At 57.0% G+C, this 13,739-nt stretch carries 11 protein-coding genes; 9 read left to right on the top strand and 2 right to left on the bottom strand.

From position 1 onward, the window contains the following. From WCO56_05580 to WCO56_05555, 6 genes are all read left to right on the top strand, one after another. A partial coding sequence (locus WCO56_05580; protein ID MEI7729017.1) for a hypothetical protein occupies positions 1-180 on the top strand: 180 nt, incomplete at its 5' end. A 432-nt stretch (positions 181-612) separates the two neighbouring features. Continuing rightward, entirely contained in the window at positions 613-1,542 is a 930-nt protein-coding gene (fabD, locus tag WCO56_05575; GenBank protein MEI7729016.1) for an ACP S-malonyltransferase, read from the top strand. An 8-nt stretch (positions 1,543-1,550) separates the two neighbouring features. Beyond that, positions 1,551-3,752, top strand: coding sequence for a glutamine amidotransferase (locus WCO56_05570; protein ID MEI7729015.1), 2,202 nt, complete (start codon positions 1,551-1,553; stop codon positions 3,750-3,752). Between the two features lie 134 nt (positions 3,753-3,886). Continuing rightward, positions 3,887-5,158: an ABC transporter permease gene (locus tag WCO56_05565; protein ID MEI7729014.1), complete on the top strand. Its 1,272-nt coding sequence runs from the start codon at positions 3,887-3,889 to the stop codon at positions 5,156-5,158. Beyond that, positions 5,151-5,918, top strand: a complete 768-nt coding sequence (locus tag WCO56_05560; GenBank protein MEI7729013.1) for an ABC transporter ATP-binding protein — start codon at positions 5,151-5,153, stop codon at positions 5,916-5,918. Before WCO56_05565 ends, WCO56_05560 begins: the two co-directional genes overlap by 8 nt. Before the next feature lie 91 nt (positions 5,919-6,009). After that, a complete protein-coding gene (locus WCO56_05555; protein MEI7729012.1) occupies positions 6,010-7,971 on the top strand; it encodes an alpha-L-fucosidase in 1,962 nt (653 codons plus the stop codon). Between the two features lie 210 nt (positions 7,972-8,181). Here the strand turns inward: WCO56_05555 and WCO56_05550 are convergent, their stop codons facing one another. Together WCO56_05550 and WCO56_05545 are read right to left on the bottom strand one after the other, a co-directional pair. Then, positions 8,182-8,478 carry a DUF2442 domain-containing protein gene (locus WCO56_05550; GenBank protein MEI7729011.1) on the bottom strand — a complete coding sequence of 99 codons (297 nt, stop codon included), beginning with the start codon at positions 8,476-8,478 and terminating at the stop codon, positions 8,182-8,184. Then, positions 8,459-8,695, bottom strand: a complete 237-nt coding sequence (locus WCO56_05545; GenBank protein ID MEI7729010.1) for a DUF4160 domain-containing protein — start codon at positions 8,693-8,695, stop codon at positions 8,459-8,461. The genes WCO56_05550 and WCO56_05545 overlap by 20 nt, the downstream gene beginning before the upstream one ends. A 344-nt stretch (positions 8,696-9,039) precedes the next feature. Here WCO56_05545 and WCO56_05540 point away from each other — a divergent pair, with 344 nt between their 5' ends. From WCO56_05540 to hemB, 3 genes are all read left to right on the top strand, one after another. Continuing rightward, positions 9,040-11,178, top strand: a complete 2,139-nt coding sequence (locus WCO56_05540) for a right-handed parallel beta-helix repeat-containing protein (GenBank protein ID MEI7729009.1) — start codon at positions 9,040-9,042, stop codon at positions 11,176-11,178. 546 nt (positions 11,179-11,724) lie between these two features. Continuing rightward, entirely contained in the window at positions 11,725-12,606 is an 882-nt protein-coding gene (locus tag WCO56_05535; GenBank protein ID MEI7729008.1) for a DMT family transporter, read from the top strand. Positions 12,607-12,665: 59 nt separating this feature from the next. Further along, on the top strand, positions 12,666-13,667 hold the full coding sequence (hemB, locus tag WCO56_05530) for a porphobilinogen synthase (protein MEI7729007.1): 1,002 nt from the start codon (positions 12,666-12,668) through the stop codon (positions 13,665-13,667). Positions 13,668-13,739 lie beyond the last annotated feature (72 nt).

Here is a 13,739-nt window from a genome sequence, read left to right as displayed (position 1 = left end):
TTATTCAAAAACCTGCAAAAAATCCGCATTGTTAAGTCCGACAGGCTGCTAGGAAAATCCCAGGTGGCTTTCCAAAGGTTCCGAATGGCACTGTTAAAATCAGCAGTGGCCTTCCAAAGGTTCCGAAAGGCACTGTCAAAATCAGCAGTGGCCTTCCAAAGGTTCCGAAAGGCACTGTAAAAATCGGCAGTGGCCTTCCAAAGGTTCCGAAAGGCACTGTAAAAATCAGCAGTGGCCTTCCAAACGTTCCGCCACTCCCCTTGCCGCAACGATTTTCAGGATTGCTGGGTTTGGGGTTCCAATCCCGAACGGGATTGGCAGAATTTCGCCGGAGTGGTCATGAGGGGAACGGGGCAGGACCTCCGGAAAGGCGTCCGATAGCCCAGCGCACCCCGGCGGTGAAATTTTGGACTGCTTTTGGACCTGCCATTCCAACTCCCGAATCCAAGTTCCGATCTGCTTCGGTTATCTGTTTCTGCTGGTGTATATTTCTGCAAACGTTGTTCCTTTTCCCATTCGCGGACCGCCTGTTCCGACTTCGGCTTTCAAGCTGAATCCCGTGTTTTTTTTATTCTCATTCGATTGGCGGTTGTGGTTTACTGACCGCAACGTATGAACAAAACAGCATTACTATTTGCAGGACAAGGTGCCCAGGTGGTGGGCATGGGCAAGGATTTGGCGGAAGCATTCCCTTCAGCCAAGCAATGGTTTGACCGCGCTAATACCGCGGTGGGCTACGATCTGGCATCCATTTGCTTCAGCGGACCGGAAGCGGAACTGACCAAGACCGAACATGCCCAACCGGGGATCTTCCTGGTCAGTTGGGTGGCGTACCAATTGCTCAAGGAGCGCGTGCCTTCGCTGGCCTTTGAGGCCACCGCCGGGTTGTCGCTGGGGGAGTTCACCGCCTTGACGGCGGCGGGCGACATGAGTTTTGAGGAGGGGCTGCGCGTGGTCCGGCAGCGTGGCCGTTTCATGCAGGAAGCCTGTGATGTGACCAAAGGCGGCATGGCGGCCATCATTGGTCTGGAAGTGGCGGCCACGCGCGAGGTGTGCGAGGCGGCTGGGGTTACTCTCGCAAACTTGAATTGTCCGGGGCAACTCGTCATCTCCGGCGAAGCGGGCAATATCACCAAGGCGTGCGAACTGGCCAAAGCCAAAGGCGCCAAGCGCGCGTTGCCGCTGGTCGTGGCTGGCGCGTATCATTCACCGCTCATGGCAAGCGCCCAACCCAAGTTGCAAGCGGAATTGGCCGCCATTCGGTTGGTTGCCCCGCTCGTCCCCGTCATTTCCAACGTCACCGCCCAGCCGCATGGCGCCCCGGCGCAGATTGCGGAATTGCTGGTCGCGCAGGTTACTTCATCCGTCCGGTGGGAGGAATCCATGCGTTGCTTGTTGGCGCAGGGTTACACGCGTTTTATTGAGTTCGGCCCGGGGGCCGCGCTCAGTGGCTTCATGAAACGCATTGATAAAACCGCCCAGATGCTGAATGTGTCGGATGTCGCCAGCCTGGAAGCCACGGTCAAGGCCCTGGGCGCATAGGAGGCCATTTGTTCGCAACCTTACAATGGCGACCGCACCTGAGTCCACTCTGGTGCGGTTTGCTGATTGCGGCGGTTGCGGTGTGGCTTTGGTACATCCATCGTCGCATGTTGACCCGCGTGGATGAGCGTCGCGCGCGGTGGTTGCTGCTGCCCAAAATCCTGCTCACCCTGCTGCTGCTGACGGCGCTGTTCGAGCCGGTCTGGATGGTTGAAAAGCAGGAGAATGCCCGCGGCAAAATTCTCGCCCTGGTGGATGCCTCGTCTTCCATGGAGGTGGTGGATGACGGCAAACTATCCCGGCTGACTCGCGCCCGAAGTCTGGTTCAAAAACTCAAAAAGGATTTCCCCTCGGATATCCAGATTGACGAACTGGATTTCAACACCGAACCGGTCAAGGCAGGGGATGGCACCAAGGGACCAGCCCCGCGCGGGACCGACATCGGCGGGGTGCTGGTTGCCCTGGCGGAGCGCAAGGATATCAATGCGTATTTGGGCGCGGTGCTGTTGACGGATGGCGGCGATGAAAAAGTCGAAGGCAATCTGCTTCCTCCCATTCCATTGTTTGCCATCGGAATATCCGCCCCGCCGGAAACATGGAGTGACGTTGCCATCGTGGATGTATCGCATCCGCCATCGGTCGAGAAAGGCATCGAGTTTGAGGTGAACGTGGACATTGAGGCGCGGATGGGGACCTCGAAGACATTTGTGCGTGAATTGCGGAGTGTGCCCGTCACCCTTGAGGAACAAGTGGATGGCAATTGGCGGGTCTTGGATACCAAGAACCTGAACTTGGAGAATCGTCGGGCGCGCGCCCGGTTTAATGCCACTAACCGCGACCTTGGCCTGCGTAATTTTCGCGTCAAAGTCCAGCCGGTGCGCGGTGAAGTGACCGAGTTGAACAACGTCCGGCACTTTGCCGTGGAAGCCCAAAAGAAATCGCTGCATCTGCTGTATTTCTCCCGCGAACTCGGCATGGACTTCAAGATGTTGCGTTCCGAGCTGGCGCGTGATCCCGGCATTGCCTTCACTGCGCTCTTTCGTACCATGAGCGAGAAGTTCACCCTGCAAGGCGAGCGTTTTCCCGGCGATGAAGATCTGGAGGCAGGCTTTCCCGCTAATCTCAAGACGCTCCAGCTTTATGATTGCATCGTGCTCGGTTCTTTCCCTGCGGAAGATTGGACGCCCGAGCAAATCAAAACTCTGGTTAAATACGTGGAAGAAGGCGGCGTGGTTATTTTCATGGGAGGGAACAAGTCGTATGGTTTGGGCGGTTACGCCAAGACCGAGATGGCCGCGCTCTTCCCTTGGCAAGTCGCCGATAACGAGCCCGACATGCTGACCGGCATGTATCCCATCAAGGTGCCACCATCCGCCATGGGGCATCCGATGCTGGGCAGCGTCGAAGAAACAGTGGTGCGTGAAGGGGCCGTGATTGAAAGCCTCCACCAGTTGGGCGACCTGAAACCTGGCGCAACGGTCCTGCTGGAAACCCGCCTTGGTAATCGCTCCGTCCCGGTGGTGGCCATGCAAAACTTTGGCAAAGGCCGTATTCTGGCTCTGGCCTCCAATACGTTATGGAAGTGGATGGTGCGTTCTGAAATGTTAAAAGCCGCCCATGGCATGTTCTGGCGGCAAGCGGTGCGTAACCTCACCGGCAAGGAAGAGGGCGGGCGCTTCTTCTCGGTCAAGTGGGACAAAGATGCGTATCGCCCCGGGGAACAGGCTTCGCCCGAGATTCGTGTCGCCGGTCAGACGGCCAGCGAAGGGATTCGTTTTACCGCCAGCCTAACGGCGAAAACCTTTGGTACCCCGGTCTCCGTTGAACCGCTTCAAGGCCAAGTCAACACCTGGACCGCCAAAGTCCGGCTCAAAGAGCGCGGCAATTACTTCTTCAAACTCACCGCCATGCGCGGCGAAAATGTATTGGAAACCTATGAGAAAGTGTTGCGCATCGCCCCGTTGGTGGATGAAGGCGCTCATCTGGATATGGATGAAGCCTTCCTCAAAAAACTAACCGAACGGGGCTCCGGCGCGTTCTACCGCGAAACCGAGACGGATCAATTCGTCAAGCGCGTCTCCACCGGTTTTGGTCGCAAAAAGATCTCCGTCGAGGCCAGTCTGGCGCAGGCCGGCCCCTGGTTCGCCTTTATTTTCATTCTCATCCTATTGGCCGAGTGGATCATGCGCCGCCGGATGAACCTTATATAAGCGGCTGCAGACAGCCTGCCTGCTGAAACAACCTCACCTCGCAGTTCTCACATAGCGAGGCCCTTAAAGCGGAAACTATTCTGTGCCTGAATTTCAGCTTGCAAGTTGGCGGGGGGAACCGGACTCTCTGGGTGATGTCGAAACTGCCGTATGAATTATTCCTGGCGCTGCGGTATTTCCGCCCGAAAGGAACCTACGTATCCGTCATCACGCTGATTGCTGTGATTGGCGTGATGTTTGCCGTGGGCACGCTCATTGTCGTCATCAGCGTGATGAGCGGTTTCGACCTTGAGTTGCGCAATAAAATCCTCGGGTTCAACGCGCATTTGAAAGTATTCCAAGCCGATGGCCCCATGAAGAATTATGGGCGGGTCATGACCAATCTGACGGCGAATCCACGCATCAAGGGGGTGACGCCGTTTGTGATGGGCCAAGTGTTGGTGGAAACCCAGCCGGGGAAGGGGAACCCGCTGGTGGCCGCGCCGTGGGTGCGCGGGGTGGACCCGGTGAGCGAGGCCACGGTGTCCGTGCTGCCGCGCTCAGTGAAGTTCGGGAAGTTCAATCTGGAAGGGCGCAGCGTGGTGATTGGCCGCGAACTGGCGTCCCAACTCGGGTTGTACGTCGGGGATCGGTTGGCCATTTATTCGCCGCGCAATTTGCAGAAGATGAAGGCGAGCCGGGGCAAGGAGAATCAGCAGGCGGTGCTGCCCGATGATTATACGATTACCGGCATTTTCGATGTGGGACATTACGAGTACAATGTTTCGGTCATCGCCACTTCGCTGGAAAACGCGCAGGACCTTTATGATCTGGATAATTCGGTTCATGGAGTGTTGGTGATGTTGAACGACCCATTTCAGGCGGATGTGGTGCGCCAGCAATTGCAGCCGATTTTGGGGCGGAACTACCGCATCACCACCTGGTTTGAGGAAAACTCGGGTATTCTCACCGCGCTGGCGGTGGAGAAAAACGCGATGTTCGTGGTGCTGTTTGTGGTGATGATCGTGGCGGCGTTCGGCATCATGGGTACGCAGATTGCGTTTGTGTTTCAAAAAACCCGGGAAATTGGCATTTTGAAGGCATTGGGCAGCACCAACCGCCAGATTGCCTGGGTGTTCCTCAGTCAGAGTGTGATGGTTGGCGTGATTGGGGTTTCGGCGGGGTTGGGTTTTGGTTTGACGCTGCTGAGCTGGCGCAATGAGTTTCTGCGATTCATGAACCAAGCCACTGGGTTCGACCTGTTCCCAGCCTCCATCTATACCTTCCAGGAGTTACCCGCGCTCACGATGCCAGGGGATGTGGCGGCCATCTGCGGCAGTGCCATGGTTCTGTGTGTGCTGGCGGGTGTGTTGCCGGCGCTTCGCGCGGCGGCGCTGCATCCGGTGGAGGCGTTGCGTTATGAATAATTCCTCTCTCTCCATGCCCGCTACTGCCAATATTTCGCCTGCCCAGCCGCTCTTGGAAGTCCGCGACCTGCACAAGGATTACGACATTGACGGCAAGCGTGTGGCCGTGCTGTGCGGCGTCAACCTGACGGTGTCGCGTGGCGACTTTTTGGCGGTGCGCGGTTCTTCCGGTGCGGGAAAAAGTACGCTGCTGCATTTGTTGGGCGGGCTGGATCTCCCCACCACGGGTACCATTTTATTCAACGGTACCCTGCTGAACTCCCTGCCGGGAGCCGCCTTGGCGGATTTCCGGAATCGCCGGATCGGTCTCGTGTTTCAGGCGTATCATCTGCTGCCCGACTTGGATGCGCTGGAAAATGTTTGCCTGGCGGCCCGCTTGGCCCGCATGAGCGTTGCCAAGGCTGAAAAGAATGCTCGCGACTGGCTGGCCCGGGTTGGGCTGGCGGAGCGGATGAATCACCGGCCCCGGCAGCTCTCCGGTGGCGAGCAACAGCGGGTGGCCATCGCCCGGGCCTTGATGAACGAGCCGGACCTGCTCTTGGCGGATGAGCCGACTGGCAACCTGGATTCCCATACGGGCGCGGAAATCATCGAACTGCTTTGCCAGTTGCGCGCCGAGCGTAATGCCACCCTTTTGATTGCCACCCATGACGCCGCCGTCGCCGCCCGGGCCATGCGCACCATTCATCTCGTGGATGGGGCTATTGCGGATTCATCGGCATCCCGGCTAAATGGGCAGGTTGCGGAAATCAAAAATTGACATCAGGTGGTCAAGAATAGCTATTTGAATCATTCCACTTTTTTGGCATGTTCATCGTCCATTAAATAACGTGAAACAAAAATACCAGCGTATGAAACGAAATCTTTGGATGTTCAGCGGAGTGGTGGTGGCCGCCCTTAGCGCATTAACAACCGTTGCGGCGGAGGAAAAACTTAATTTGCCGGTGGCACCGGGACCGTTCCAGCCCTCGCTGGAATCGTTGATCAATTACTCCTGCCCGGAGTGGTTTCGGGACGCCAAGTTCGGCATCTGGGCCCATTGGGGACCACAAGCCGTGCCGATGGATGGCGATTGGTACGCGCGCGGCATGTACGAGGAGGGCAACAAGCATTACAAGTATCATCTGGAGCACTACGGGCATCCTTCCGAATTTGGCTACAAGGACATCATCCCGTTGTGGAAGGCTGAGAAATGGGATCCGGATCGGCTGATGGCACTGTACAAAAAGGCCGGGGCCAGGTACTTCGTCAGCATGGGAACGCACCACGATAATTTCTTCCTGTGGAATTCCAAGCTGCATTCATGGAACGCCGTCAACATGGGGCCGAAGCGCGACGTGGTCGGCGACTGGCAGAAAGCGGCCCAGAAACTCGGTCTGCGTTTTGGCGTCTCGGAACATTTGGGTGCCAGCTTCACCTGGTTTCAGAGCAGCCATCGGGCGGACAAGACCGGCCCCAAGGCTGGCGTGCCGTACGATGGCGCGAATCCGAAATACGAGGAGCTGTATCATTTCCCGGCGGAACCGGGCGACAAAAGTTGGTACAGTACAAATCCGCGTTGGCACCAGCAGTGGTACAACGAAATCAAGGAGTTGGTGGATAATTATCATCCCGACCTGCTCTACAGCGACGGTGGCGTCGCGTTCGGCAAGGACCACGTGGTCGGGCTCAGCATGATCGCCCATCTTTACAACCAGGATGCCGCTCGCCATGGCGGCAAGAGCGAAGCGATTTACAACTGCAAGCAGAAGTCGGAGGGCCGCTGGATTGAGGATCTCGAGCGCGGTATCATGCCGAAAATTGACCCGTATCCGTGGCAGACGGACACTTCCATTGGCGACTGGTATTACAACCGCAATTGGAAATTCCGTCCGGTGAGTTGGGTGATTCACATGCTGGTGGATAACGTCAGTAAAAACGGCAACCTGTTGCTGAATGTTGTGCAGCGCCCGGATGGTTCGCTCGATCCAGAAGTCGAGCAGATGCTGGAACAATTAGCTGCTTGGACCGCCATTCACGGCGAGGCTATTTATGGCTCGCGTCCCTGGCTGGTCTTTGGCGAAAGCGTGGTTAGGGTCAAAGGCGGTAATTTCAAGGAAGACTTCAAGTACAACGCCCGCGAAATTCGTTTCACCACCAAAGGAGCGACGCTCTACGCGATTGCCCTGGGCTGGCCTGAGGATGGGCAATTGCTGGTGCGCTCGCTCGCCAAACCGGCCGGTGAAAATATCAATAACCTTACCAGTGTCAGCCTACTCGGTTTTGATGGCAAGGTGGAATGGAAACAGACGGCGGAAGGACTGGTTGTGACGCTCCCAGCGCAAAAGATTTCCGAGTTCACCACCGCCCTGAAAATTACCGGAACTGAACTCAAGAACGTGCCGTTTGTGGTGGCCGTTGCGCCGCTCGGTCCGGATGCCAAAGGCGCCTATATGTTGGGTGCTGACGACGCCGAAATGCACGGGAGCCAGATCAAAACGGAAAACAAGGGCGGCAAGCCCAACATTGGGTTCTGGGATAAAGGCGATGAATGGGCTTCCTGGAAGGTGCAATTTCCCCAGTCCGGCAAATTCACCGTGAGCGCCAGTTGCGCCACCACCACCGGCGGTGCGGAATTTGTAGTGGCCGTTGCTGGCCAACAGGTCAGCGGCAAACCGGAAAAGACCGAGGCTTGGGAACAATTCAAGGAAGTTACACTTGGCCAGTTGGAAATCAAGCAGACCGGCGAACAGGTGGTCAGCGTGCGTCCAAAAAACGCGGATGCCTGGAAAGCAATGAATCTGCGCTTCGTTAAGTTGACCAAGGCCAATTGAACCATCGGTCTGCAGGAGCAGGGAAATGTGGGGGGGACAACGAGAGACAGCTCGCCGAATCACGGGGCGCTCCCTGTCCCTATCCCCCTCCGCATAATCTGCGCTTCAACCCTAAAACCGATGTTGGCATTAGGGTATGAGCCGCTAAAGAACGCAAAACCTGAATCGTCAGACTCGGTATCCCCATTGGTTGCCGCGTCCCTTGGCGGATCACTTTCGTTGTTGCAGCCACCGTTTGAACGAGGCTTGGCTTTCTCCGGAGGCTTGACCCAAAACCAGGTTCTCCATGCTGATATCCTCGTCCAAGTCTGGCCAGTGAATGCCTTCCCCTTTGCTAATCCAACGCCAATTCGCTCGTTCTTTGGCACGGGCGTGCTGCAAGCGCGGAAACCACGCCAGCGGCACGGAGAGGATTCTCCCATCCGTCAACTCTACTGTGAGCGATTCATTGGTTATCCGCACCTTTTCGGCGGTTACCGGGCGTAGTTCAGCGATCAAAGTACTCATGCCAACTTCTCATCATCAATTCCTGGTTTTGCGCGATCAGCCGTTGAATACGATTCAATTCAGCGCTACTGAAACCGCCACTGCGTTGAAGCCGGACTGGGGCGAGCCAAAATTTGGCAATTTGCTGGTCCCGCTCCACGTGAATATGGGGCGGTTCCTCCCGATCTCCGGCGTAGAAAAAGAACCGGTACGGCCCGATTAGCAACACGGGCGGCATTTCTCAGCGCCCATGGGGTATCATAGAACCATGGGACTGTCAAATTTTGTCATTCATCATTTTTTCAGCCGATGGAATTTTCGATTCTGCTTCCCCAGTTCTTTACGGTTAAATTCAGCCGCATCTCTTCCCGATTAGTTTACCATGCTGGGGTTCTCAATTTTAACCATTTTTCGACTCATGCCAGCAAAGACTGTGGTCGAATGGCAATAATGGTTGCTGTAAAACGAAGCGGCATGGGTTGGAATTTTGATCGAGTGGATATGTCCTGTTTTGACTATGAATTCTCCGCGTTTCCCCATACAATAAATACACCTATGCAAACCTTAATCGTACTCGTGCTTATGGCAATTTCGTCAGCGGTCATGGCTGCCGATTTTTATGTCGCGCCCGGCGGGCAGGGGGCAGGGGACGGTTCCCGGGGCAGGCCGTTTGCGACACTGGAGCAGTCCCGCGACGCCATTCGGGCGCTGAAATCAGCGGGGGCCTTGCCTGTGGGGGGCGTGACGGTTTGGCTGCAACCGGGAATCCATGTGCGCTCGCAAGCCTTTGAACTGAACGCCGGAGACTCCGGCACAGCCACTGCTCCCATCGTCTATCGGGCAGCGGTCGGCAGCGAAGTGCGACTGCACGCCGGACGCCAGGTCAAGCCAACTGACTTTACTGCGGTGGTGAATCCCGCGTTGGTCAAGCGTCTCGATCCGGCGGCCCGGGGAAAGTTGGTGCAACTCAACTTGGCCGCGCTGGGCGTCGCTCACTGCGGCCCTTACCCGAAAGTGTTCAACAACGGTGGCGGGATTATCGAGTTGTACTTCAACGATCAGAACATGCCGCTCTCGCGCTGGCCTAATCAGGATTCCACCACCATGGAAAAGGTACTCGACAAGGGTGACTGGTCCAACGGGCCGACTCGGCATGGCGGGGTGTTCATCGCGCGCGAGGATCGGTTGGCGCGCTGGCCGGTGGACAAGGGTGTGTGGCTGGAAGGGTACTGGCGCGTCCCTTGGGAACCCCAGACCGTGCTCGTGAAATCCATCAATGCGGCCAATCGTGAGATCACCTTCGCCGAACCGGTCAACGCCGGCATTGGCAGCAAATACGCCAAGGCCGGGGAGAAAGGCGACGGCAAGGAACCATGGTGCGCAGTGAACCTCTTGGAGGAAATTGATCAGCCTGGGGAATGGTGCATTGACTTCAATTCCAAGACCCTGTTCTTCTGGCCGCCGGGCGACTTGAGTCGCGCCAATATTTATGTGAGCGATCTTGATCAGCCGCTGATCATTCTGAAGGAGGTCTCACACGTGACCTTGCGCGGGTTTGTGGTGGAAGGCGGGATGAATAACGGGGTGGAGATCAGCGGCGGCGCCAGCAACCTGGTGGCTGGTTGCACGTTCCGCAATCTCGCCGGTTCCGGAGTGACGGTGCGTGGCGGCCTTGGGCACGCGGTGCGCAGCTCAGATTTCTACATGCTCGGGCACGGCGGTATTTACCTGAGTGGCGGCGACCGCAAGACGCTGACTCCCGCAGGCCACGTTGCGGAAAATAACCACCTGCATCACTTGGGGCTGCGCAAGAAAACCTATGCGGCCGGGATTCACATCGGGGCCTACGGCGGCACCGATGCGGTGGGCTGCCGCGCGGCGCATAATCTGATTCATGACCTGCCGCACGCCGGAGTGCTGTACGGCGGGAATGATCACCTGCTCGAATATAATGAAGTGTATCGCGTCGTGCTCACCTCGGGCGATATGGGCGCGTTCTATACCTACAACGACTGGACCAGTCAGGGCAACCTGGTGCGTTATAATTTCGTCCATGACAGCCCGCGCGCGAACGCCTTTTACATGGATGACGGGGATAGCGGTGACACCATTTATGGCAACGTGGTCTATCGGTTGTTTTATGGGCCGTTCATTGGCGGCGGCCATGAGAACATGATTATGAACAACCTGATCATCGAAACCGAGCGCGCCATTCACTTTGATTCGCGCGGCGTCTCCCGTGGCTATGCCACCAATAAGAATCTCACCACCCGCTTGCTGGCCGCCAAAGTCCAGGAACCGCCTTGGAGTACCCGCTACCCGCTGTTGCCAAAGCTGCTCACCGCCCGCCGCGATCTGCCGCTCGAAAATTTTATCACCAACAACGTGACCGTGCGCTGCAAACAGACCCTGCACTTGAGCGGGAAAAAGGAGGAACTTCAGTACAGCACGGTTCGCGATAACCTGGACTTGGGGACCGAAGATCCGAGCTTTGTGGATGCCGCCAGGCTCAACTTTCAACTCAAGAGCGATTCACTCATCTATAAAAAGCTGGGGTCCTTCAAGCCGGTTCCCTTTGAGCAGATCGGCCTGCAACGCGACGAATACCGCACCAGCATCCCGCCCCGCACCAGCGGCCAGAGTGAGGACGGCAAGCGCGGAGGTGTTTTTGATTCCAACACCGATCTCCAGCAGTCGAATAAGCCGGTCAGGAACAAATAGGGCGCTTGCGGACGCCAACTGGCTGGTATTGTTCAAGGGATTTTTGCGGGAATAAAACTAGGACAAAACTAGTACGCCATAATAAATCCGAAGACGCCGAAAGCCGAAACCAAACTTTTGCAGAGAAATGAAGACAGGATTAACTGGATGGAATAAGGCCGAAGACTGCAGCCCGCGAAGCCAATTGAAGCGAACAACGAGCAAATCCGAAGCCTGAAATTTTTTGCAGAAAAATGAACCGGCATAAAAATGAGAGGCCGAACAGGACAAGAAAATAGGCGCTTGGAGCAAGGAGATAGAATAGCCGCTGAAAGCCAGAGCTTCTCACGGTATTTGCGAGTAGAATATTAGCGCCGAATAACGTCGAGCGGCTACGTAATTCCCAAATCCACGCATCAATTTGTAATGCTTTGGCTTTTTGCTCGCTCCCATCCGTCCCCTTCCTCCTATGGAATTTGAAATCTGAGATTTGAAATCCCCCTGATAACTGATGAGCATTCGACAACACTTGCAGTCCACGCACTCACTCCCTACTCTCGGTCCGGTTTGAAACCGGTTTATCTTATTCTGCTGGTCGGCATGAACTGCCTGTGGGCAGCCACGTTGACCATGTTCAAAGCCCTCTCGCCATGGCTTGATGCGGGAGGCATCGTGCTGTTTCGTTACGGGCTCGCTGCGGTTGCCTGCGCGTTGCTGTGGCCGTGGCTCCCTGGCAAAGCCCCGCGCGGACTCGATCTCCTGAAGGCGGGCGGCATTGGGGTGCTGGTTTTCAGCCTCGGGCCGCGCCTGCAAACCATGGGCGTACAAATGGGGCAGGCGAGCGATGCGGCGGTGCTCATGGCGCTGGAACCGTTGTTGTGCGCGCTGGCGGCGGCGCTGCTGTTGCGGGAGCACATTGCCCCGCGCCGCTGGTTCGGGTTCCTCTGCGGCATGGTGGGCGTCCTGCTCATTTCCAAAGTCTGGGAATCCGGTTTTCAATGGCACCAACTGACCGCCAATGGGCTGGTGCTGACCTCGTTTCTGGCGGAGGCGGCATACTCGGTCATCGGCAAGCCGATCCTGGAGCGGGCGAGTCCCTATAAATTATTGGCCACCGCCTTGTTTGCGGGCACGCTGCTGAATCTGGCCCGGGACGGGATGTCGGTCATTCCGCTGGCAGTTCAACTGCCGCTTTCAGCGTGGGCGATGCTCCTCTATCTGTCCCTGGTCTGCACGGTGTTTGGATACGCGCTGTGGTTTGTCGTGATTCGTGAAACCCCGGTTAATATCACGGCACTGACGATCTTCGCGCAACCGGTTGCCGGAGTGATCATCGCCATGCTGTGGCTGGGAGAAACGCTGCACTGGGGGCAACTGTGGGGCAGCGTCGCCATTGTCGCCGGTCTGGTCGGTGGCCTGTGGAAAAATGGGGGGCGGGCTGGCGGATGATCAGTGGTGGTTGACTTTTCTAACGTTGCGCCCCGTCCAAAGTCGGGTACACTTTGGTCATGAAATCGCCGATCATCGGTCAGTTTCCCGTGCAACGTCCGCGCCGGTTGCGCCAGTCGCCAGCCCTGCGGCGTCTGGTGCGTGAAACACGCATAAGTCCTGAACAACTGGTGTTGCCGCTGTTTGTGCGCAGCGGGCGCGGCCTGCGCATCCCGGTCAAATCCATGCCCGGTGTGTTCCAACTGTCACCGGATGAACTGGTCAAAGAAGCCGCTCATGCCATGGAGCACGGTGTACCGGCGGTGTTATTGTTCGGCTTGCCGGATCAGAAGGATGAGAAAGCGTCGGGCGCTTATGCGGCCGACGGCATTGTGCAACAGGCAATACGTCGGTTGAAAAAGGAGCTGCCGGAATTACTGGTCATCACCGATGTCTGTCTGTGCGAATACACCAGCCACGGGCATTGTGGCGTCATTCGCGCCAATGATCGCACCGGGCGGGTAGTCAACGATCCCACCCTGAAATTGCTGGCCCGCACCGCCGTGAGCCATGCGGAAGCCGGGGCGGACATCGTGGCCCCGAGCGACATGATGGATGGCCGGGTCAAAGCCATTCGCGAGGCGCTGGATGCTGGTGGGTTGACCGATACACCCATTCTCTCCTATGCCGCCAAGTTTGCCTCCGCGTTTTATGGGCCGTTCCGCGACGCGGCGGAATCCACGCCTCATTTTGGAGATCGCCGCAGTTATCAGATGGACCCCGCCAATGCCGAGGAGGCCTTGCGCGAGGTGGCCATGGATATTGCCGAAGGGGCGGACATGGTCATGGTCAAACCCGCCCTGGCGTATCTGGATATTTTATATCGCGTCAAAGCCACGTTTGGCCTGCCCACCGCGGCGTATGCCGTCAGTGCCGAGTATTCCATGGTGAAGGCGGCGGCAGCCAATGGTTGGGTGGACGAGAAAAACCTGATGCTCGAAAGTCTGCTGGCGATGCGTCGCGCCGGCGCGGACATCATCATCACCTACGCAGCCGTGGATGCGGCCAAATGGCTGAAGTGAACGCGCCAGTTTCAAAGCCAGAGGGTGGATCGCCAAGGGTGTCGAGCCAACCATAGCTGGTGGCAACGTGAG

It is taken from the genome of Verrucomicrobiota bacterium (genome assembly GCA_037139415.1).
In the GTDB taxonomy this organism is placed as follows: Bacteria; Verrucomicrobiota; Verrucomicrobiia; order Limisphaerales; family Fontisphaeraceae; genus JBAXGN01.
Note: the sequence above shows the minus strand (reverse complement) of the source record. Positions and strands in the feature narration are given on the sequence as shown.